Annotated in this window: 17 protein-coding genes; 10 read left to right on the top strand and 7 right to left on the bottom strand. The window is 57.4% G+C overall.

What is annotated here, in order from left to right; all coding sequences use genetic code 11:
• Positions 1–315: 315 nt before the first annotated feature.
• The 5 genes from acnB to IEV54_RS10555 all read left to right on the top strand — a co-directional run bounded on the left by acnB (position 316) and on the right by IEV54_RS10555 (position 8411).
• Positions 316–2910 carry a bifunctional aconitate hydratase 2/2-methylisocitrate dehydratase gene (acnB, locus tag IEV54_RS10575; RefSeq protein ID WP_150277121.1) on the top strand — a complete coding sequence of 865 codons (2595 nt, stop codon included), beginning with the start codon at positions 316–318 and terminating at the stop codon, positions 2908–2910.
• Between the two features lie 117 nt (positions 2911–3027).
• Positions 3028–3246 carry a YgdI/YgdR family lipoprotein gene (locus IEV54_RS10570; protein ID WP_150277028.1) on the top strand — a complete coding sequence of 73 codons (219 nt, stop codon included), beginning with the start codon at positions 3028–3030 and terminating at the stop codon, positions 3244–3246.
• A 200-nt stretch (positions 3247–3446) separates the two neighbouring features.
• Positions 3447–6074 (top strand): EAL domain-containing protein, encoded by a 2628-nt coding sequence (locus IEV54_RS10565; RefSeq protein ID WP_223825395.1) that lies wholly within the window; start codon positions 3447–3449, stop codon positions 6072–6074.
• Positions 6075–6198: 124 nt separating this feature from the next.
• A complete protein-coding gene (rimO, locus tag IEV54_RS10560) occupies positions 6199–7530 on the top strand; it encodes a 30S ribosomal protein S12 methylthiotransferase RimO (RefSeq protein ID WP_150277029.1) in 1332 nt (443 codons plus the stop codon).
• A 194-nt stretch (positions 7531–7724) separates the two neighbouring features.
• Complete coding sequence (locus IEV54_RS10555; RefSeq protein WP_150277030.1) at positions 7725–8411, top strand: DUF2059 domain-containing protein; 687 nt, start codon at positions 7725–7727, stop codon at positions 8409–8411.
• A 69-nt stretch (positions 8412–8480) separates the two neighbouring features.
• Here the strand turns inward: IEV54_RS10555 and IEV54_RS10550 are convergent, their stop codons facing one another.
• A complete protein-coding gene (locus tag IEV54_RS10550) occupies positions 8481–9125 on the bottom strand; it encodes a TetR/AcrR family transcriptional regulator (RefSeq protein ID WP_150277031.1) in 645 nt (214 codons plus the stop codon).
• Positions 9126–9207: 82 nt separating this feature from the next.
• On the opposite strand from IEV54_RS10550, the gene IEV54_RS10545 reads away from it, so the two are divergent.
• The 3 genes from IEV54_RS10545 to IEV54_RS10535 are packed head-to-tail and all read left to right on the top strand — an operon-like array spanning position 9208 to position 12504.
• Positions 9208–10686, top strand: coding sequence for a flavin-containing monooxygenase (locus tag IEV54_RS10545; RefSeq protein ID WP_150277032.1), 1479 nt, complete (start codon positions 9208–9210; stop codon positions 10684–10686).
• A 17-nt stretch (positions 10687–10703) separates the two neighbouring features.
• Positions 10704–11519: an SDR family NAD(P)-dependent oxidoreductase gene (locus tag IEV54_RS10540; RefSeq protein WP_150277033.1), complete on the top strand. Its 816-nt coding sequence runs from the start codon at positions 10704–10706 to the stop codon at positions 11517–11519.
• A gap of 46 nt (positions 11520–11565) precedes the next feature.
• Positions 11566–12504, top strand: a complete 939-nt coding sequence (locus tag IEV54_RS10535; RefSeq protein ID WP_223825396.1) for an alpha/beta fold hydrolase — start codon at positions 11566–11568, stop codon at positions 12502–12504.
• On the opposite strand, the gene rarD is transcribed toward IEV54_RS10535, so the two are convergent.
• The 4 genes from rarD to IEV54_RS10515 form a co-directional block, all read right to left on the bottom strand.
• Positions 12499–13407: an EamA family transporter RarD gene (rarD, locus tag IEV54_RS10530; RefSeq protein WP_150277034.1), complete on the bottom strand. Its 909-nt coding sequence runs from the start codon at positions 13405–13407 to the stop codon at positions 12499–12501. The two genes, IEV54_RS10535 and rarD, sit on opposite strands and share 6 nt — an antisense overlap.
• Before the next feature lie 21 nt (positions 13408–13428).
• Entirely contained in the window at positions 13429–15561 is a 2133-nt protein-coding gene (locus IEV54_RS10525) for a hybrid sensor histidine kinase/response regulator (protein ID WP_150277035.1), read from the bottom strand.
• Between the two features lie 173 nt (positions 15562–15734).
• Positions 15735–18170, bottom strand: a complete 2436-nt coding sequence (locus tag IEV54_RS10520; protein WP_150277036.1) for a heavy metal translocating P-type ATPase — start codon at positions 18168–18170, stop codon at positions 15735–15737.
• A gap of 20 nt (positions 18171–18190) precedes the next feature.
• Positions 18191–18592: a MerR family transcriptional regulator gene (locus IEV54_RS10515; RefSeq protein ID WP_150277037.1), complete on the bottom strand. Its 402-nt coding sequence runs from the start codon at positions 18590–18592 to the stop codon at positions 18191–18193.
• 148 nt (positions 18593–18740) lie between these two features.
• Here IEV54_RS10515 and IEV54_RS10510 point away from each other — a divergent pair, with 148 nt between their 5' ends.
• Positions 18741–19007, top strand: a complete 267-nt coding sequence (locus IEV54_RS10510; RefSeq protein ID WP_150277038.1) for a hypothetical protein — start codon at positions 18741–18743, stop codon at positions 19005–19007.
• Positions 19008–19044: 37 nt separating this feature from the next.
• On the opposite strand, the gene IEV54_RS10505 is transcribed toward IEV54_RS10510, so the two are convergent.
• Both IEV54_RS10505 and IEV54_RS10500 read right to left on the bottom strand, forming a co-directional pair.
• The gene (locus tag IEV54_RS10505) at positions 19045–19743 is read right to left on the bottom strand and encodes an RES family NAD+ phosphorylase (RefSeq protein ID WP_150277039.1); all 699 of its coding nucleotides are present in this window, start codon (positions 19741–19743) and stop codon (positions 19045–19047) included.
• Positions 19737–20138, bottom strand: coding sequence for an antitoxin Xre/MbcA/ParS toxin-binding domain-containing protein (locus IEV54_RS10500; protein WP_150277040.1), 402 nt, complete (start codon positions 20136–20138; stop codon positions 19737–19739). The genes IEV54_RS10505 and IEV54_RS10500 overlap by 7 nt, the downstream gene beginning before the upstream one ends.
• Before the next feature lie 330 nt (positions 20139–20468).
• Here IEV54_RS10500 and IEV54_RS10495 point away from each other — a divergent pair, with 330 nt between their 5' ends.
• On the top strand, positions 20469–21704 hold the full coding sequence (locus IEV54_RS10495) for an HD-GYP domain-containing protein (protein WP_223825397.1): 1236 nt from the start codon (positions 20469–20471) through the stop codon (positions 21702–21704).
• The last annotated feature ends 7 nt before the right edge of the window (positions 21705–21711 follow it).

Genomic DNA, 21711 nt, shown 5'->3' with positions numbered 1-21711 from the left:
GGTAAATCAAGTGTCTTCCTGACCCCAGAACCACCACTGACGATTTTATAAGCGTCTGATACGAAGGTCACAGAGCCCTCAAGCTTAACTTTGCCGGGCGCTTACTGTAGAATCGGCCCGCCGTTAGGGCTGCGTGATCCGTTACCAGCTTGCCCGCCAGTAGCAACAGGCCGAGCCTGCTCCCCAGCCCTAAGTCCGGCATGCAGGGGAAGCACTGAATAACTCCCTTTTCGCAAGATGCTTATTCAGTGCTTCCCTGGTCCGTGAGGATGACCGTTCCGCCGCAAGCAGAACAGACTGATGAGGGTAATAACTGTGCTAGAAGCCTATCGCAAACATGTAGAAGAGCGCGCAGCCTTGGGCATCGTGCCCCAGCCGTTGAACGCCGAACAAACCGCCGGTCTGGTTGACCTGCTGAAGAATCCACCGGCTGGCGAAGAAGAGTTTCTGCTCGACCTTTTGACCAACCGCGTACCCCCGGGTGTTGATGAAGCCGCCTACGTCAAGGCCGGCTTCCTGGCTGCCGTGGCCAAGGGCGAAGTCACCTCCCCGCTGCTGACCAAACTGCGCGCCGTTGAATTGCTCGGCACCATGCAGGGCGGTTACAACATCGTCACCATGGTTGAGCTGCTCGACAACGACGAGTTGGCCGCTGCTGCTGCCAAGGAACTCAAGCACACCCTGCTGATGTTCGACGCCTTCCACGACGTCGCTGATCGCGCCAAGAAGGGCAATGCCCACGCCAAGGAAGTCATGCAGTCCTGGGCCGATGGCGAGTGGTTCACCAACCGCCCCGCTGTTCCCGAAAAAGTCAGCCTGAGCGTATTCAAGGTACCTGGCGAAACCAACACTGACGACCTGTCCCCGGCTCCTGATGCCTGGTCACGTCCTGACATCCCGTTGCACGCGCTGGCCATGCTGAAAATGGCCCGTGACGGCATCGTGCCTGATGAGCAAGGTTCCGTCGGCCCGCTGAAGATGATCGAAGAAGTCAAATCCAAGGGCTTCCCGGTTGCCTACGTAGGCGACGTCGTGGGTACCGGTTCCTCGCGTAAATCAGCTACCAACTCGGTTCTGTGGTTCTTCGGCGACGACGTTCCCTACGTACCGAACAAGCGCGCTGGTGGTTTCTGCTTCGGTAACAAGATCGCGCCTATCTTCTACAACACCATGGAAGATGCCGGCGCCCTGCCGATCGAGTTCGACGTCAACGAAATCAACACCGGCGACGTTATCGACGTTTACGTTTATGACGGCAAGGTCTGCAAGCACGGTACTGATGAAGTTATCACCACCTTCGAATTGAAGACTCAGGTGCTGCTCGATGAAGTACGCGCCGGCGGCCGTATCCCGCTGATCATCGGTCGCGGTCTGACCGACAAGGCTCGCGCCGAACTGGGTCTGCCCGCTGCTGATCTGTTCCGCCTGCCCGATGTACCGGCTGCCAGCACCAAGGGTTTCACCCTGGCGCAGAAGATGGTCGGCAAGGCCTGCAACGTTGAGGGCGTACGCCCAGGCACCTACTGCGAGCCGAAGATGACTACCGTTGGCTCCCAGGACACCACTGGCCCGATGACCCGTGACGAGCTGAAAGACCTGGCTTGCCTGGGCTTCTCCGCCGACCTGGTGATGCAGTCCTTCTGTCACACCGCGGCTTACCCCAAGCCCATCGACGTGACCACGCACCACACGTTGCCTGACTTCATCCACAACCGTGGTGGTGTTGCCCTGCGTCCTGGCGACGGCATCATCCACAGCTGGTTGAACCGCATGCTGCTGCCCGACACCGTCGGTACCGGTGGCGACTCGCACACCCGTTTCCCCATGGGCATTTCCTTCCCGGCCGGTTCCGGCCTGGTAGCCTTTGCCGCTGCCACCGGCGTGATGCCGCTGGACATGCCGGAATCGGTTCTGGTGCGCTTCAAGGGCGAAATGCAGCCCGGTATCACCCTGCGTGATCTGGTCCATGCAATCCCCTACTACGCGATCCAGGAAGGTCACCTGACCGTCGAGAAGAAGGGCAAGAAGAACATCTTCTCCGGCCGTATTCTCGAGATCGAAGGTCTGGACCACCTGACTGCCGAGCAGGCATTCGAGCTGTCCGACGCCTCTGCAGAGCGTTCCGCTGCCGGTTGCACCATCAACCTGAGCGAAGAGTCGGTTGCCGAGTACCTGAAGTCCAACATCGTCCTGCTGCGCTGGATGATTGCCAACGGCTATCAGGATCCGCGTACCCTGGAGCGTCGTGCCCAGGCCATGGAAGCATGGCTGGCCGATCCCAAGCTGATGAAGGCCGATCCGGACGCCGAGTACGCTGCGATCATCGAGATCGATCTGGCCGACGTGAAAGAGCCGGTTCTGTGTGCTCCGAACGATCCGGACGATGCCCGTCTGCTGTCCCAGGTCGCTGGCGAGAAGATCGACGAAGTGTTCATCGGCTCGTGCATGACCAACATCGGTCACTTCCGCGCGGCTGGCAAGCTGCTCGAGAAGAACAAGGGTGCCCTGCCGACCCGTCTGTGGCTGGCCCCGCCGACCAAGATGGATCAGTTCCAGCTCACCGAAGAAGGCTACTACGGCATCTACGGCAAGGCTGGCGCGCGCATGGAAATGCCCGGCTGCTCCCTGTGCATGGGTAACCAGGCACGCGTAGCTGCCAAGTCCACAGTCGTATCCACCTCCACGCGGAACTTCCCGAACCGCCTGGGTGATGGCGCCAATGTGTACCTGGCCTCTGCCGAGCTGGCTTCGGTTGCTTCGATTCTGGGTCGCCTGCCGACCGTTGAGGAATACATGGGCTACGCGGCTGAGCTCAACAGCATGTCTGCTGATATCTACCGCTACATGAACTTCAACGAAATCGAGTCCTACCAGAAAGCCGCAGCGTCCATTCCGGTCACTGAGCTGTAAGCACTCCGCAGTACAGAAAACCCCACTTCGGTGGGGTTTTTTTATGCCTTGAACATCTACACCTGTCGGTAGTCCAAATGAGCGAACAAGACTCTCAACCTGAAGGAAACAAAGCTTATGAAACAGTGGATTATGGCGTTGGTATGCGGCTTTGGCATTCTGACCCTGGCCGGCTGCGCCAGCGATTATCTGATCACTACCAATGATGGCACTATCCTCGAGGCATCCGACAAACCCGAGATAGATGAAGACACCAAAATGCTGCGCTACAAGGACAACGAAGGCCGGATGCACCAGATCCCACAGTCCGATGTGGATCAGATCCAGGAACGTTGATTCCGATGCTGCAACCTTAGCGGGCGCGAGGCTTCATAAGGTCGCGCCCGCTTGCATGTCACTCCCAACAGCGCCGCTTGCGATGCCCTACCCTGCGGGCGAGAGTGTGTTTCTAATTCACAACAACATCCACCAGGGTGCTTTTTTCTGCTATGAATAATGGTAGGTAGAAATTGCAGGGTAAAGGAAAAAACAAGGCTATGGACAGGATCAGATTATCCGGGAAGTTTGTGTACCTGACCCGTCACGCCAGAGCAGCCGTTGCTCCCGGATGGCGCACCCGCAAGCTGGCGGCGACGATTCTAGCTATCATGATTAGTCTGCTTTCTACCTTGGTGATTTCCGCACCGCAAAAGTCGCTGAATATCGGCGTATACCAGAACCCACCCAAACTGTTTCTCGATGACAAAGGCAAACTGTCAGGGATTTTTGGCGATCTTTTCAATGAAATAGCCAGTCGTGAAGACTGGACCATCACACCTGTGCCCTGCGAATGGGACCAGTGCCTGAACCTGCTTGAAACAGGGGCAATCGACATCATGCCGGATGTCGCCCATAGCGAGTTCAGGGCTCGGACACTGGACTTTCATGACACCCCTGCCCTGCATAGCTGGTCGCAAATTTATCAGCGAGCCCGTGGAGGGATCCGGGCGATTCCCGACCTGGATGGCAAGCGTGTCGCAGTGCTGACCGGCTCGGTCCAGGAGCGCTACCTCACTCAGCTTGCTGACAATTTTGGTGTAACCGTAACCTGGATGTCAGTCAGCAACTATGCAGCGGGTTTTGCGCTGCTGGCGAATGGAGAAGTGGATGCCGCAGTAAGCAATCATCATTATGGAGACAGGCAGGCAATCACCATGGGGATCGAGGCGACACCGATCATCTTTCAACCAGCCCGGCTTTTCTATACCGGCTCAGGTGGGCGCCACCTGAACGAGCTGGCGGCAATCGAAGCGTACCTTATCCGTTGGCAGGCAGACCCTGACTCGCCCTACCATGAGATCCTGCACCGCTGGAGCCAGCGCAATAGTTTGCTGGCGATACCGCCCTACATGATCGGTCTTTTGCTGCTGCTGGCCCTTGGACTGGTGATCGCGCTCATATTCAACCTCTTGCTGCGCCACCGCGTCGATCTGCACACGCGTGACCTGAAGACCAGTAAACAACGGCTGAATACGATCCTCGACAGCGTTCAGGCGCATATCTACATCAAGGATGAAGAGTTGAGATACCAGTACGCAAACCAGCGACTCTGCGGCCTGCTGGGCAAGACGCCAACCGAGGTTCTTGGCAAGACGGACAGGGAACTGTTCGAAAGTGAAACGGCAGAGCGTCGCCATTACAGCGACCGACTTGTCCTGGAACGGGGCGCGCGTTCAGCTAATGAGGAGCTAAGCGAGCTCTGCGACGAAGGCACCCAACGCACCTTCATCTCGGTAAAAATCCCCCTGCGCGACGCCGATGACCGGGTATACGGCCTATGTGGCATCGATACCGAGATAACCGAATACCGTAACATCCAGAAAGCCATCCACCAGTTGGCTTTCTACGACCCGCTGACGGATCTGCCCAACCGGGGTCTGTTTCTCGACCGCGTGCGCCACGCACTGGCCAACCAGGAACAGACCGGTTTTGAGGGGGCCTTGCTGTTCATTGACCTGGATAACTTCAAGAACCTCAATGACAGCCTGGGTCACGAAAAAGGAGACCAGTTGCTCAAGCTGATCGCCGATAGGCTGCGCGAAGGCATGCGCCCTACCGATTCCCTGGCTCGTCTTGGCGGCGATGAGTTTGTTCTTCTTGTTGAGGGGTTACACCAGCAACTGAACGAGGCCGCGGACCAGGCGAAGATTCTGGCCCAGGTCACCATGGACCGAATAAGTGTACCTCTGCAGATTGGCAGAACTAGCCATGTTGCCACGGCAAGTATCGGTATAGTGATGTTCTGCGACGGTCTGAACAATCCCGAGGAGCTGCTCAAGCGTGCTGAGTTGGCCATGTATGAGGCAAAACAGCGGGGTCGCAACAACCTGCAGTTCTTCAATCCAATCATGCAGGCTGAAGCCAGCCGCCGCGCAAGCATAGAGGCTGATCTGCGCAAGGCAATCGAGCTCGATCAGTTGCAGCTTCACGTACAGCCCCAGGTGGACCACACAGGCAGGATCCTCGGGATGGAAGCATTGCTGCGCTGGACCCACCCTGACGAAGGCCTTATTCCCCCGGGCAGTTTTATCCCTATCGCCGAGTCCAGCGGGCTGATTATCAGTCTGGGCGAATGGGTGCTGCGCGAAGCCTGCACTCTACTTGATGAATGGGCACAATCCCCGGAAACGGCAGACAGGACGCTGGCGGTCAATATCAGTCCCAAGCAGTTCCGTCATCCCGGATTTGTGCAAACCGTCCTTACGCTGCTCGATGAGAGTCATTTTGATCCAAGGCGACTGGAGCTCGAGCTCACAGAGAGCCTCCTGGTCGAAGATGTACAGGACACTGCAGAACGGATGCGCATACTGGGCGAACGCGGCGTGCGCTTTTCTCTGGATGATTTCGGTACCGGCTACGCCTCACTCGGGTATCTCAAGCGCCTGCCGTTATTCCAGCTGAAGATAGACCAGTCCTTTGTCAGGGATGTGTTGACCGATCCAAACGACATGGCCATTGTCAGCACCATCGTCGCCTTGGGTAACAGCCTGGATCTGCGGGTAATCGCAGAGGGGGTGGAAACCGAGGCGCAGCGCGATCGACTTCTGCAGCTGGGCTGCCTTTTCTATCAGGGTTATTATTTCGGACGACCCGCTCCAGCGGTCCGGCGGGTCGCCTCCGCCTGAAAACTGCTCGGCACAGCAAGACCAGCGGCAGGTTTCAGCTATGGCATGCTGCCACCCAGGCGGCTAGAATACGCCGCTTTCCGCTTTCGTATCCGGCCCACGCCGCGCAGCCATGAGGTTCAGCATGTCCCAGGTCCCCTCGACCAGTCCCAAAGTCGGTTTTATCAGTCTTGGATGCCCAAAGGCCCTGGTAGACTCCGAACGCATTCTCACCCAACTGCGCACTGAGGGTTACCAGGTGGTCCCCACCTATGAGGACGCTGACGTAGTGGTGGTCAACACCTGCGGCTTTATCGACAGCGCCAAGGCCGAATCTCTGGATGCGATTGGTGAAGCTATCGCCGCCAACGGCCGGGTCATCGTCACAGGCTGCATGGGTGTAGAGGAAAGTGCTATCCGCGATGTGCACCCCAGCGTCATGGCAGTTACCGGCCCGCAGCAGTACGAGCAGGTAGTTAACGCGGTGCATGAAGTGATTCCACCGCGCACCGACCACAACCCGCTGCTTGATCTGGTACCGCCCCAGGGCGTCAAGCTCACTCCGCGCCACTACGCCTATTTGAAAATCTCCGAAGGCTGCAACCACAGCTGCAGCTTCTGCATCATCCCCGGCATGCGCGGCAAGCTGGTGAGTCGCCCGGTGGGCGATGTGCTCAACGAAGCGCAAGGCCTGGCCAAGGCCGGCGTGCGTGAGCTATTGGTTATTTCCCAGGACACCAGCGCCTACGGCGTGGATATCAAGTACCGCACCGGCTTCTGGAATGGCCGTCCGGTCAAATCGCGCATGACCGAAATGTGTGAAGCACTCAGCGAGCTGGGCATCTGGGTCCGTCTGCATTACGTCTACCCCTACCCACACGTGGATGAACTGATTCCTCTGATGGCCGAGGGCAAGATCCTGCCGTACCTGGATATCCCCTTCCAGCACGCCAGTCCGAAGATTCTCAAGGCGATGAAACGTCCTGCGTTTGAAGACAAGACCTTGGTGCGCATCAAGAAATGGCGCGAGATCTGTCCAGAGCTGACCATCCGCTCCACCTTCATCGTTGGCTTCCCCGGCGAGACCGAAGAAGACTTCCAGTATCTGCTCGACTGGCTGACCGAAGCCCAGCTCGATCGTGTGGGCTGCTTCAAGTATTCCGACGTTGAAGGTGCTCAAGCCAACGCGCTGCCTGATGCCGTGCCGGAAGAGGTGAAAGAGGACCGCTGGGAGCGATTCATGGCTCACCAACAGGTGATCAGCGCCGAGCGCCTGCAACAGAAGATCGGTAAGACCATTCAGGTGCTGATCGACGAAGTGGACGAAGAAGGTCCCATTGGCCGCTCGATGGCCGACGCGCCGGAAATCGACGGCAATGTCTATATCAACACCGAACAAACCCTGCAGCCCGGCGATATTGTCAGCGTCACCGTATTCGATGCCGACGAATACGACCTCTGGGCTGAGCTGGCCTAGAGCTGATCCGGAAGGGTCGAGGGCCACCTCGACCCACTTGCTCGAGGCACCTGTTATCCCCTTCCAGGCTCTTGGCAGTTATGCAGAACTGCGGCATTATTTGGCGATAGCGCGCTCGCTTGTCTACACCCTCCCTTGCGGCATGGATGTCCGATAAACCGCCTGCTCCGACTAACATGCGAAAGGACTCATCCATGCCGCACCCCTTTGCAGCTGCCGTTATCTGTGCTCTTACCCTTCTTTTCGTATCCGCCTGCAGCACCCCGGTACCCGTCCAGATTCAGCTGGACAACCCGATGAGGGTGGGTGGAGAGGTGCAAAGTCCGAATCACATCAATGCTGCGAAAGGCTTTCTTCACAACATTGGCGCAGGCGACCTGGCTCTGATAGGTCTTGCCGAAGACCTTGCCACCCGAGCCAGGGAGGAGCCCGGCATGGCTGAGCTGGCACAGCGAGCCTTTGCCGGCGTCAACGATGAATATTTCGAACAGGTGTTCGCAGAGGTCTACGCGCGCCATCTCAGCTACTCACAACTGGTCGAGCTCGAGAAACTTTCAGCCAACGACGGTGTACAACGTTTCTTTCAAGCTCTTTTGCAGGCCGAGTTGGCAGGCGAACCATTTGATGATGAAGCATTGATGCGCCAGATGAATGCCGATGAAATTACCGAGATCCTGGTATTCGCTGAGAGTAACGGCGGGAAAGCGCTCATTCAGATGCAGCCTGAAATCAATCGTGAGCTATTGGAGGTCTCGGGAGTCTTGGGCGAAGCCCTGATACGTCAGTACATCCAGCAACAAAAAGCACTCATGCTCAACGATGAAAACGTTGAAACCCAGAGCAGTGAGACTATGCCCACCACACGAATCCAGACCCTGTAGAGACTGGGACCTGCCGCTCCGTATTTCACGACGAACCACAGGGTTCCTGGACAAATCCGGGTCCGGAATCTAGCGGCCCTGATCGAGTAGAGAGACGCCCAGCTTGAGTGCGGTGTCGGTGACCACGTCTACGGGGGTGCGGTAGCCGTTGGCCATCCAGTGCAGTGCAATATGAATCACACCCCCCAGAATGCCCGCCTGCAACAATCCGTTAAAACGCTGACCGGGCCGGGCGAGTAAGCGGGCGATGTCATCGCTGGTCGCCTCCAGTGCTTTTTCAATTGCCTCGTCCACCGCGGGACTGATGCCGCGGATCTCGATCAGTAGCAACCGTGCAATGGTCGGGTTTTCCTTCAACCGCTGAAAATACGCCAACAGCATCGCTCTGCTGCGTACCACAGGATCTGCACCGGCGGCTTCGGCAGCCGCCATATTGTCTTCACGCATCCAACGTGCGGCTTGCTCGTAGCTTGCAATCAGCAGCTCATCGCTATGGGCGAAGGACTCGTAGAAGTAACGCTGGGTCAGGCCGGCCGCATCACACACCTGCTTTACACCCGAATGGCGGTAACCGTTCTCTCCATATACCCGTATGGCCGCATCGATCAGCTGTTGGCGTCGCTGCGCCTTGCGCTGTTCTACAGCCGAGCCGCGATAGCGTCTCTTCGGCTCAGGTTTTTTTTCAGCCGGCGCTGGGTTTGTGGTTATATTCATGAACTGAATTCTGACAACAGGGATTGCCAAATCTTATATGACAATTTAGATTGTCACCACCACCCATTGTCGGGATATTCCCATGAGCACAGCACAACAACAAAAATTCCAGCCCTCGCCACTGGACGTCCTTATCATCGGGGCCGGCCTCTCCGGCATCGGCGCCGCCCGCGCCTTGACTGATCAATGCCCGGACAAGCGCTATCAGATCCTCGAGCGCCGTGCCGCCATGGGCGGCACTTGGGACCTGTTCCGCTACCCCGGCATCCGCTCTGACTCGGATATGTATACGCTGAGCTACAGCTATAAACCCTGGACCCACCGCAAGTCGATTGCCGATGGTCCGGACATCAAGCGCTACATTGAAGAGATCGCCGAAGAGTCGGGTATCACCAACAATATCCGCTTCCAGCGCAAGGTCCTCTCTGCCGCCTGGTCCAGCGATGAAGCACTCTGGACCATCACTGCCCTGGCCACAGACCAGCAGGGTGAGGAACATGAGGAAGTGGTGAAAGCGCGCCTGCTCTCGGTCTGTGCTGGTTATTACAGCTATGACGAAGGCTATCGCCCGGACTTCCCCAATGAGGCCGACTTCAAGGGCCAGATCATTCACCCACAATTCTGGCCTGAAAACCTGGATTACAGTGGCAAGCGCGTGGTCGTTATCGGTAGCGGTGCCACGGCGGTAACCCTGGTACCAGCGCTGGCCCAGACCGCCGCCCATGTCACCATGCTGCAGCGTTCACCCAGCTACGTTGTATCCCGTCCGCTGGAAGACGGCTTTGCCCGCGGCCTGCAGAAATGGGTGCCCATGCCCGCGGCACACGCCCTGACCCGTTGGAAAAACGTATTGCTGGGCTCATTCTTTTACCGGATCGCTCGCAACAAGCCGGAAATGTTCAAGCAGCGTCTACTGCACATGGTCAAGACCCAGGTTGGCCCAGAGCTCGATATGAAGCACTTTACCCCGTCCTATAAGCCCTGGGACCAGAGGGTCTGCGCCGTGCCAGACGGCGACCTGTTCCATGATATTCGCGCTGGGCGCGCCTCGGTGGTAACTGACACCATCGACACCTTTACTCCGGACGGCATCCGCCTGGCATCAGGTGAGGAACTCAAGGCCGACATCATCATTACTGCCACCGGCCTCAAGCTGAATGCACTTGGTGATGTACAGGTGAGCGTGGACGGCGAGCCCGTTGCCTTTGGTGAACACACAGCTTACAAAGGCATGATGCTCAGTGACATTCCCAATCTGATCCTGACCTTCGGCTATACCAATGCCTCCTGGACACTCAAGGCGGAACTGACTTCCAACTACACCTGCCGCCTGCTGCAGTACATGGATCGCCATGGCTACAAGATGGCCGTGCCGCGCCGTGGCGCAGATGTGCAGGACGCTCCCTTCCTCAACTTCACCTCCGGTTATGTTCAGCGCGCAGAGGGCATGCTACCCAAACAGGGTGACCGCAAGCCCTGGCAGGTGCATCAGAATTACTTCCAGGACAAGCTCACTATTCAGTACGGCCGGGTTGACGACGGCGTCATGCAGTTCCAATAAAAAGGATAATAAAAGCCATGCAAGTTAATGATTGTGTTGCAGTACTTACCGGCGCTGGCAGTGGAATAGGCCGGGCTCTGGCCATCGCCCTCGCCCAGCGCGGCTGCCATCTGGCCCTGGCCGATGTAAACGCTACCGCCCTGGCCGAGACCGCTTCCCAGGCAAGAGCGATCGGCGTCAAGGTCAGTGAACATCCGCTCGATGTCGCCAATCGCGCGTCTGTGGCCGCCCTGCCCCAGGCGGTGATGGCCGAGCACGGCAAAGTAGACCTGATTATCAACAACGCCGGGGTCGCCCTGGGTGGTAATTTTGACGAAGTCAAAACCGAGGACTTCGACTGGCTCATGGGCATCAATTTTGACGGAGTGGTGTGCATGACCCGCGCCTTTCTGCCCCTGCTCAAACAGCGGCCAGCCGCCCGTATCGTCAACATTTCCAGCCTGTTCGGCTTTATTACCCCCGCAGGCCAGACCGCCTATTGTGCCAGCAAGTTTGCGGTACGTGGTTTCTCCAATGCCCTGCGCCTGGAGCTGCAGGCTGGCCCTGTGGGTGTGACAGTGGTACACCCCGGCGGTGTAGCCACGGCCATTGCCACCAGTGCACGCCCACCTGAGGGTGTTGATCAGGCCGAGCATGCACGCAAGCTCAAACAGGCGGAAAAACTGCTGCGCATGCCACCGGCCAAGGCCGCGGAAATCATCCTGCGCGGGATTGAGCGCGACAAACCCCGCGTGGTGGTTGGTAACGACGCAAGAGTACTGTCATGGCTTGAACGCATAATGCCCGTCAACTACTGGCGTTTGTTGCCAGGGCTTGCCACGCAGAAGGTCTGATGACCCTCTGCCCCCTGACATCTGCACCTCGGAAAGGACTTAAACGGTGAATTATCTATTCAGCTTTATCCTGATCTGCCTCTTTCTGTTTCTAGGTGGATTATTTCTCTTCACACTATTTGTAGCCATGCGTGTGCGCATGGGTCTTCCTCCGGAGGGCCGCTTTGTCACCATCATGGGCAACCGCATGCACTACCTAGAGCAAGGCAAGGGCCAGCCCATACTCATGATCCATGGCCTTGGCGGGGTAGCGCAGAACTTCAGCTACAGCGTCATGGGTCAGATGGCCAAGACCCACCGGGTTATTGCCATTGACCGTCCGGGCAGTGGTTACTCGGTACGGCATCCACAGTCATCCGCCTCCCTGGCCGTCCAGGCTGACGTGGTGGCAGGTCTGATCGACGCCCTGAAGCTCGACAAGCCGTTGATTGTTGGTCATTCACTTGGCGGCGCAGTCGCCCTGGCCACCGCATTGCGGCATCCCGAAAAGGTTTCCCGACTGGCACTGGTTGCACCCTTGACCCACATGCCAACGGAGACCTCAAAGGCTTTTGCTGCGCTGGCTATCACCTGGCCCTGGCTGCGCCGTCTGGTGGCCTGGACGCTGGCCACACCGATGTCGATCCTGCAGCGGGAAAAGGTACTGGATATTGTTTTTGGCCCCGAGAGCGTGCCCAAGGACTTTCCGGTACGTGGCGGCGGCTTGCTGGGTTTGCGTCCGAGCCAATTCATCTCCGCCTCGGAAGACATGAACGCCCTGCCCGATGCCCTGCCGATGATGCAGCAGCAATACGCAACCATGACGTTGCCGGTGGCCGTTCTTTATGGTCGCCAGGACCGTATCCTGGACTACCGCGAGCAGGGTGAGGCCATGGCAGCGGCAGCGCCCAATGCCGCGCTGGAGCTGATCGATGGCGGGCATATGTTGCCGATTACCCAACCAGATGTGACTGCAGACTTCATTCGACGCCAGGCAGCCCTATAAAGCAGCCTGGCGCTTCCTGCTCGTTTGCAGGGTGCGCCAGGTTGACCAGGAGTAAAGACCCAGTGCCAGCCAGATCAGCGCAAAACTGGCTATCTGAATTCCGGTAATCGACTCCCCGAACACCAACAACGCAATCAGAAACTGCATGCTCGGATTGATGTACATCAGAAATCCGACAGTTGCCAGCCGTAACCGCCGGGCTGCTCCGGCAAAAGCCAAAAGCGGTATCGCGGTAATCACCCCACTGGCCATCAGCAACATAGTGGTGCGCACATCGCCATCCATGCTCGACTGCCCCATCTGAAACATTCCCGCCAGCACCAGCAACGCCAAAGGCAGCAATAACAGCGTTTCCACAAACAGCCCCGACAGACCATCAAGCAGTATCTGTTTGCGCAGCAGGCCGTAGGTACCAAAGCTCAACGCCAGAATCAGACTGATCCAGGGCATGGTACCCAGCACGACAAGCTGCAGCAGTATGGCTGCTCCCGCAAGCAGAACAGCCACACCCTGCAATGGCTCCATTCGCTCGCGCAGTATCAGCATGCCAAGGGCGACGTTCACCAGAGGAGTCAGGAAATAACCCAGGCTGGCCTGTAGTACATGGTGGGTCTCCACCGCATAGATGTAGACGCCCCAGTTGATCGCAATCAGCACAGCGCAGCCCAGCACTCGGCCCAACCGACCCGGCCGGGACAGCGCTTCTCTGACGGGCTGCCAGCGGCGCATGAGGGTGATGACCACGGCAAGGAATACGCAGGACCAGATGATGCGATGGATCAGCACTTCAAAGGCCGGCACCCCTTCGAACAAGGCGAAGAACAGGGGGAAGCAGCCCCAAATCGTGTACGCACCCACGCCGTAGGCTATGCCCTGGCTGTTGTCTGAAAGCTTTGCGACCATACAGGCCTCGATTGGGGGCGGTCAGGAGAGATTGTGTTTCTGATCCAGAAGTAGTCGCACGCGGCGGCTCAGTTCATCCAGGCTGAAGGGTTTGGTCAACAGACGGGTATGGGGTTGTCGGGTAGCTTGCTCCAGGCTCTTGTCCGCAGCAAACCCGGTGACGAATAATACCTTGAGTTCAGGCAATCGGGAACGCAGCTTTTCCGCCAGGTCACGGCCACTCATCGAACCGGGCAGACCCACGTCTGTTACCAGCACGTCCAGAGATTCCATGCTCAGCGCCTGTGCCAAGCCATCAGCACCATCAACGGCTGCTATCACCTGATATCCCAGGTCTTCCAGAACCTCAACCATCAGTTCCCGCACTGACTGCTCATCATCGACCACCAGAATGCTTTCCCCCTGGGCCGTGGGCGTTTCATGGGTATCCGGCTTGCCTTCAATCACCGTCTCCTTGCCCGCCTGGCGTGGAAAATACAAAGTAACTGTGGTGCCAAGCCCAGGTTTACTGTGGATTCTTGCCTGCCCCCCAGATTGCTGGGTAAAACCGTAGACCATGGAAAGACCCAGGCCGGTTCCCTCGCTGATGTTCTTTGTCGTAAAAAACGGGTCGAAAGCCCTGGCCGCCACATCAGGCGCCATGCCTTCACCGTTATCGGTAACCGAAACCCCGATATAGTCGCCTGGCGGAAGATCGCGCAACAACGCCAGCTCGCCATCAATGACGTGATGGCTGATCTCGATGACCAGGTCACCTCCCCCAGGCATCGCATCCCGGGCATTGATCGCCAGATTAACCACGGCATTTTCCAACTGGCCTGGATCACAAAGAATCGTATCCTCGCACCCCAGGCGACATTCAAGATGAATACTCGGACCCACAGTACGACTTATCAGGTCCTCCAGCTCGGCTACGGTTCTGGCTGGCTGAATGATGCGCGGTGCCAATGACTGTTGCCTGGAAAAAGCCAGCAGCCGATGGGTTAATGCCGCAGCCCGTTTCACTGACGACAGGGCCATTTCACTGTATCGCTCGAGCCCTTCAGTGCGACCTGAACTGACCCGCATGTGAATCACCTCAAGGCTGCCACTGATACCCGCCAAAAGATTGTTGAAATCGTGGGCGATACCGCCTGTGAGCTGTCCCACCGCCTTGAGCTTTTCGCTTTGTAGTAACTGTTCCTCGGCCTTGCGGCGATCCGAGGCTTCGGTATTCAGCGCCTCGACGGCCTGCTGCAGTTCGATTGTTCTCTCTGCTACCCGCTGCTCCAGCTCGGTTTGCCCCCGCCTCAAAGCCTCACGGACAAGTATCTGTTCGTTGATATTGGTAAAAGTACCTACCCACTCGATCAGATGCTCGCCATCTCCCTCCACCGGGGTGGCGCGTGCTTGAAACCATTCATAACAGTTATCACTGGGGTTCCAGACACGGCAATCAAAACTGATAGCACCGTCCGATGCGGCATGGCCCCAACCCTCCATGGCTACCTTGCGATCATCCGGGTGCAAAGCGTCCAGCCAACCCAGTCCCATACTGCTTTCCGGGGTAAGTTGAGTGTGCTCCAGCCACTGGCCGCTGGCCCAGGTCCAGTTACCGCGTGCAGCAGAGCGCCAGACCAGCTGGGGAATCGCATCGATAAGAGAACGGAGTCTGCGCTCGCTCTGGCCCAGAGCTTCTTCCGCTACTTTGCGTTCCGAAACGTTGATTACAAATTCGAAAGCCAGGTCTTCATTAAGCTTCTTCGCAGCAAACAGCGCCCACCACCGGGTGCCATCCTTACGAATGTATTGTTTTTCGTAGGGCGTGGTTTCGCCGCGCGCCTTGAGTTCGGCAAAGGCCCTGTTTGAATCGAGCATCCACTCCGACGGCGTAAGACGCTGCCAGGTGAGGTCGCCGGCGAGAAGCTCATCACGGGTGTAACGGGACATCGCCAGAAACGCATTATTGGCATCGATTATGCGACCGCTCATGTCGAAATAAATGACACCAATCGCTTCTACATCCAACGCCCTGCGAAGACGATATTCGCCCCGCCCACTAGACAGTTCTTTCCAGAGGTCCAGTTGCGGGCCTGCATCCGAAACAGCTTCCGTTACAGCCTGAATACCCGGAGAAGGCGGCTGCGCTTTATCTTCCTTTGGTGTATCCGTCATTCGCCTACCGTATCTATACCAAGCGAGCCAAATACTGGAATTTAGCCATTGACCCAAGAGGAACACAACCTTCAACGGGGATACAGTTCATAGCTCACCCCCCCTGGAAAGTGATCTTCAAGCGCATATCTGGGACGCCAACGTCGCTCGAAGGTTCGACGCACGATTGCACTTTATTGATCCAGCTTGAATCGCCGCAAACGTAACGAATTGGTCAACACGAAGATGCTTGAAAGACTCATTGCGCCAGCCGCCAGCATCGGATTCAGCAGAAAACCGGCTACCGGATAGAGCACGCCCGCAGCGACCGGTATCAACGCGAGGTTATAGCCGTACGCCCAGAAAAAATTGCCCAGAATGGTGCTGCGAGTCCGTCGCGATAACGCGGCAGCATTGACGATGCCGCGCAGATCACCACGCATCAGGACTACGTCACCCGCCTCGATAGCCACATCAGTACCCGTGCCTATGGCGATCCCCACATTGGCCTGCGCCAGCGCGGGCGCATCGTTGATGCCATCCCCCACAAAGGCCACACGCTTACCCTGTTCCTGCAAACGCTTCACTTCCTCCGCTTTTTCCTGGGGCAACACTTCGGCGAGCACACGCTCGATACCTACCTGACGCGCTATCGCCTCCGCGGTAATCCGGTTATCGCCCGTCAGCATGGCAACCTCCAGCCCCATGGACTTGAGTTCCGCCACAGCCTCGACCGAGCCCTCCTTGAGCGGATCCGCCACCGCGATGATAACCGCCAGACTGTGATCCACTGCTGCATAAAAAGGCGTTTTACCCTGTTGTGCAAGCGCCCTTGCCTGCTCCTCGGCAGCTGCCAGGCCAATGCCCAGGCGCTCCATATAGCGATCTGCGCCAATATGAATCTGGCGTCCGGCCACCTGTGCCTCGATGCCATAGCCCGGCTCGTTGTTGAAGCCGGAGACGCTGGGCAGCGTCAGGCCGCCAGCCTTCGCAGCGCTGACAATGGCTTCGCCAATCGGATGTTCGCTTTGTGCCTCCACAGCCGCCACCCAGCTCAGCACTTCATTGTGATCGCCCTCCATCACTACGAAATCAGTAAGCTCCGGGCGTCCCTGGGTCAGGGTGCCGGTTTTATCGAGCACCACCGTATCCATCTTCGCCAGGGTTTCCAGAGCGGCGCCCCGTCGGAACAGCACACCCATCTCCGCACCCTTGCCGGTGCTGACCATAATTGCCGTGGGCGTTGCCAGCCCCATTGCGCAGGGGCAGGCGATCAGCAGAACACTCACACCGGTCACAAAGGCAAACGACAACGTTGGCTCGGGGCCAAACAGGTACCAGACCGCAAAGGTGATGATTGCGATCAGGATGACTATGGGTACAAAAATACCGGCTATCTTGTCAGCCAGTTGCTGGATCGGTGGCTTGTCAGCCTGAGCCTGCTCGACCATCTTCACTATCTGCGACAAGACGGTATCGCCGCCTATCCGCGTCACTCTGAACACCAGGGAACCGTTCTTGTTGATGGTACCGCCCACTACCTCGGAGCCAACTTCCTTGGATACGGGCACCGGCTCACCACTGATCATCGATTCATCGACGTAGGACTGACCTTCCTCCACCTCCCCGTCTACCGGGATTCGATCGCCCGGCCGAACCTGAATCCGATCCCCTGCCACAACGCTCTCGATCGCGATTTCCACCGGCTCACCGTCGCGTATTACCCGGGCTGTCTTGGCCTGCAGGCTGAGCAATTTCTTGATGGCTTGGGAAGTACGCCCCTTGGCTATATGCTCGAAATAGCGGCCCAAGAGAATCAGGGTCACGATCACTGCGGCTGCTTCGAAATAGCTGCCCGCGGTGCCGGCCGGGAATATACCCGGCGCCAGAAAGGCAACAACGGAATAGAAATACGCCGCGCTCGAGCCAATCATTACCAGGCTGTTCATACCCGGATTGAAATGCTTGAGCTCGGCAAAACCGCTGCGGAAGAAGCGTGCGCCAGCATAAAAGAGCACCGGCGTGGTCAACAGCCACTCGATCCCCATCCAGCCGCGATGGGACATGATGCTAGTAAAGAAGGTATCCAGCCCAGGCAACATCTTGCCCATGGAGATAAATACAATGGGGATGGTCAACGCTGCAGCAAACAGCATCCGGTTACGCAGCTCCCGGCCTTCGTGATCCTGGGTATCCACCACAGAGCCGGTCGTTTCGGCCTGCTGCGGCTCATAACCCGCACCACGTATCGCCTGGTGCAATTGATGCAGCGTGACCATCTCGGGCAGAAAGGTCACCGAAGCCTTCTGGGTGGTGAGATTGACGCTTGCCTGCAGCACGCCAGCCAGTTGGCCTATGGCCTTCTCGACCCGTGACACGCAGGAACCACAGGACATACCCTGCACCATGAGATCCACGCTCTGGGTGACCGGCGTGTAGCCCGCGCCCTCAATTGCCCGGATCACTGCCGCCGCATCGGTTTGCCCGTCAAAAGTCACCTGGGCCTTTGCTGTTGCCAGGTTAACCTGGGCGCTGGTGACGCCAGGCTCGCTGGCCAGTGCGCGTTCCACGCGGCCCACACACGAGCCGCAGGACATGCCGTTGATGCCGATTTCGATACTCTCACTCATAAAAACTCCCACCTACGTAATCAGGCATTGTCTGCAATGGCTTCGACAATCGGGCAACCCGCAACCGCGCCTTCGCCGGAACACTCATCAACGGTTTTTGCCAGCACCGCTTCTATGCGGCGCAGGCTCTGAATCTGACTCCGAATCTTCTGCAATTTCTCCGCGGCAATACGCTTGGCCTCGGCGCGATCACCGTTGGCATCCTGCAGCGTCAGCAGCTCACGTACCTCATCCAGGGTGAAACCCCATTGCTTGGCATGCACGATGAACTGCAAGCGATCAGCAGCCTCATGGGGATAGCGCCGATAGTTGGATTCGGTTCGCCGCGGCTCCGGCATCAAGCCCTGCTGCTCGTAGAAACGGATAGTTTGCGTCGCCACTCCGCTGGCAGTCGCAAGCTCGCCGATGCTGAATGTTTTCATCAATCCTTCTCCTATCTGGAGGTCAACATCTACACCATAACCTTAAAGACAACTTTAGGGTCAAGCATCTTGTCGAACTTGCCGGGCCGATGAGCTGTCCAAGAAGAACAGCAACCCTGGTTCATATGTATTCAAGAGAGGTCACATCATGAAAACAGCGACACCTTTACTGTCCACTGCGGCATTGGCCCTGGCACTGCTGATAGCATCACCGGCCTTTGCAGAGGATGAGAACATGACGGAAGCAGAAGCCCAGAGCTACTCCCGGGACTTGCTTGAGCCCGAAGAGGACCGCGCAGGTCTGGACAATATCCGTGACGAGCGTGAGGAGGTTCGTGATGAAGATCGCCCAGAGGAAGACAGCGGCGATTACCCGGATGACAACTCAGAGATAGAGATCGAAGAACAGGACTGACAAGCAACCTGCAGCCGGCTAATGTGCCGGCTGTTGCCTACCCTACGCGGGTCGACAATTTGTGCACCCCGACAACATCCCCGTTCCATATCATTTCGTAATGCGCGGTTTGCACCACAGATGAGACCTGTCTGGGGGTCAGCAAACCCCAGCACACGCCGCCAGCCTGCCTGACCGAGTGATACCGAATGCCGGTCGCGCCCGCGGCAAAGGCGCTGCGGCCCAGCATACGGGCAGCGTCGTAGGCGGTTGGCGAATACACCGGATCCGTGTACGGAACACTCAGCGCATCCAGAGTACCGGCCTCGTCAAACCGCGCGGTCAGCCCCCTGAAAACAAAGCGCTCATAGCGCAGGGCCGGCACATTCGCCCAATAGACCTGCTGGTGATAACGCACCTCGGCTATCGCGGTTTCCATGCAGTCGGCCAGATACAGCACACCGAAAGATCCATCACTGAAACGCGACCCATCAGGATTTACATGGGTAAAAGGCGCAGCAGCGTAGGAGCAGCCCTGAATACCAAAAGGAATGTCGGCCCTGGGGATCAACTCCAACCGCCCTGCCTGGTTCGCCAGGCGCGGATTGGTCAGGGCCTGCAGCGCGTAAAGCTCCTCGAACTCATCGGCGCTGGCCACATCATCAAATATCGCGATGGGCGGAAACTTCGAATTCACCAGGCGATAACCACGCACCAGCCCCGCTGGCAGGACTGGCAGATCCCGTACCGCTACCACTGACTACCACGCAGCACGTCAATGCGGCGGAAGGTTTCATATACAGCGACAATATCTCCCCCGCCCATGACTTCCAGTGGCGAGCGGCCCAGAAAGAACGCATTGTCGTTCGGCATCCGCATAAAACCGTAGAGGTTGTCGGGGTTGTCGAAGATCGTGCGCAGCGCTGCGTGAATGTTGAGCACAAAGCTCACACGGGTCAGTTGGTCACGGTCCAGACTGATGGACGCCAGGCCATCCTTGCGCTTGGCCCGCGCGTAGGTGCTATGCGACACCCGCAATATTGCCTCACCCTGCTCCCCGGTTGCGCCCCATCTGTCGAGGATAGCAACAGCGGTGCGCAGACCCGTGGCCGATGCTGTCTTGTCGGGGTTTAAAGCTGGAGCTGCTTGCATGGAATAACTCGATAAATAAATGTACTCACAGATACTAGTTCTGGTTTTTTATATTTGCAAATATAAATACAGCTCTATTTTTGTTCGCGCATGGATAGATCGCACAAGCAATTCCCGAGACCTGACCCGAGTTGCTCAAGAGGACAACGGCCCCTCATTCTGTCGAACTCGACAACAAACTGTTTCAGAGCCTGGAAGAGGTCTTGGCGATCCAGCGCGCAAACAATACAATCGTACAACCGGCGCCTACAGAGCAATGCCTGTTGGGACTGATTTGGCCGGATCACTAATAATAACAAAAGCACCTATTGCCGCTGATCAGGAAAACCGATGTCCGATAATGCACCAACGGACCGCATGAAAATCGACGTAGCCGAGCTGACTATAGGCATGTATGTGGTCGAGCTTGATCGTCCCTGGACAGAGACCAGTTTTCTGTTCCAAGGTTTCCGTATTCGTCAGCAGCAAGAAATTCGCTTACTCCAGCAGATATGCAAATACGTGTGGGTGGATTCCAGGCGGATCCGTGGCGTTAAAAAGCAGACAATCGAAAGTCATGCCCAGTCCGTAGACACACAGCCCATCATTAGCAAAATCAGTTTTAGCCACGAAATTGAACAGGCCTCACCCGCCTGGAATACAGCGCGGGAGGAATCTTTACGCATCCTCGAATCAGTCAGGCTGGGCCAGGAGCTGGACGTCACGGCGGTCAAGGCCGTGGTCAAGGAATGCGTAGACAGCATTCTGCGCAATCCCGCAGCGATGCTATGGCTGGCCCGCATCAAGAACAGCGATCACTACACTGCCGAGCACTCCCTGAGAGTTGCCATGCTCGCCATTGCTCTCGGCAAGGAACTGGGCCTGGCCTCTTATCAGTTGGAGCAGATAGGCGTCTGCGGCATGCTGCATGATGTGGGCAAACTCAAGGTACCTAGCGAAATACTCAACAAGCCCGGCGCCCTCACCGCCGAAGAGCTGCGTGTGATGCAAAGCCACGCCATCGAGGGCCGTAGACTGTTGATGAGCAACGAACAGATTACGCCCGCCACTGTCGATGTCGCCTACTCTCACCATGAACGCCTGGATGGCAGAGGTTATCCGCGCGGCCTGGATGCCGGCAAGATTCCCTACTTCGCCAAAATCATTGCCGTCGTTGACGCTTACGACGCCATCAACAGTGACCGGATCTACAGCAAGGGACGGTCCAATCTGGAATCACTGAGAATACTGCATGACTCAGCCAACAGCCATTTCGATGAGGGCATTGTCGGCCACTTCATTCGCCTGATGGGCATCTACCCGCCGGGCGAAATTGTCGAGCTGGCAAATGGTGAAGTCGGCATCATCATAGGCTGCGCACCCGGCAACAAACTCAGACCGAAAATACTACGCGTACTCAACACCAAAAAGGAACTCTGCAAGGAAGTGGTCATCGACCTGGCACTGACCACAACCGACAGCGGAGGAAAGTCTTGCCGAATCAAGGAAGTACACAGCAGCGGCGCATTCGGCATTGATATTGATGCGTACCGGCGCAAAGGGTTGCTTATCCCAACCGACCTGTGAAGCGAGC

This window comes from Halopseudomonas salina, from assembly GCF_014637955.1.
In the GTDB taxonomy this organism is placed as follows: Bacteria; Pseudomonadota; Gammaproteobacteria; order Pseudomonadales; family Pseudomonadaceae; genus Halopseudomonas; species Halopseudomonas salina.
The sequence above is the reverse complement of the archived record's forward strand: the minus strand, read 5'-3'. Positions and strand labels throughout refer to the sequence as shown.

Coding starts and splice junctions, on each gene's coding strand:
- IEV54_RS10555 (WP_150277030.1), top strand. CDS start 7,725: ATGCCGCACCCCTTTGCAGCTGCCGTTATCTGTGCTCTTACCCTTCTT.
- rarD (WP_150277034.1), bottom strand. CDS start 13,407: ATGGTCGCAAAGCTTTCAGACAACAGCCAGGGCATAGCCTACGGCGTG.
- rimO (WP_150277029.1), top strand. CDS start 6,199: ATGTCCCAGGTCCCCTCGACCAGTCCCAAAGTCGGTTTTATCAGTCTT.
- IEV54_RS10565 (WP_223825395.1), top strand. CDS start 3,447: ATGGACAGGATCAGATTATCCGGGAAGTTTGTGTACCTGACCCGTCAC.
- IEV54_RS10570 (WP_150277028.1), top strand. CDS start 3,028: ATGAAACAGTGGATTATGGCGTTGGTATGCGGCTTTGGCATTCTGACC.
- IEV54_RS10550 (WP_150277031.1), bottom strand. CDS start 9,125: ATGAATATAACCACAAACCCAGCGCCGGCTGAAAAAAAACCTGAGCCG.
- IEV54_RS10500 (WP_150277040.1), bottom strand. CDS start 20,138: ATGCAAGCAGCTCCAGCTTTAAACCCCGACAAGACAGCATCGGCCACG.
- IEV54_RS10545 (WP_150277032.1), top strand. CDS start 9,208: ATGAGCACAGCACAACAACAAAAATTCCAGCCCTCGCCACTGGACGTC.
- IEV54_RS10540 (WP_150277033.1), top strand. CDS start 10,704: ATGCAAGTTAATGATTGTGTTGCAGTACTTACCGGCGCTGGCAGTGGA.
- IEV54_RS10525 (WP_150277035.1), bottom strand. CDS start 15,561: ATGACGGATACACCAAAGGAAGATAAAGCGCAGCCGCCTTCTCCGGGT.
- IEV54_RS10520 (WP_150277036.1), bottom strand. CDS start 18,170: ATGAGTGAGAGTATCGAAATCGGCATCAACGGCATGTCCTGCGGCTCG.
- IEV54_RS10515 (WP_150277037.1), bottom strand. CDS start 18,592: ATGAAAACATTCAGCATCGGCGAGCTTGCGACTGCCAGCGGAGTGGCG.
- IEV54_RS10495 (WP_223825397.1), top strand. CDS start 20,469: ATGTCCGATAATGCACCAACGGACCGCATGAAAATCGACGTAGCCGAG.
- IEV54_RS10510 (WP_150277038.1), top strand. CDS start 18,741: ATGAAAACAGCGACACCTTTACTGTCCACTGCGGCATTGGCCCTGGCA.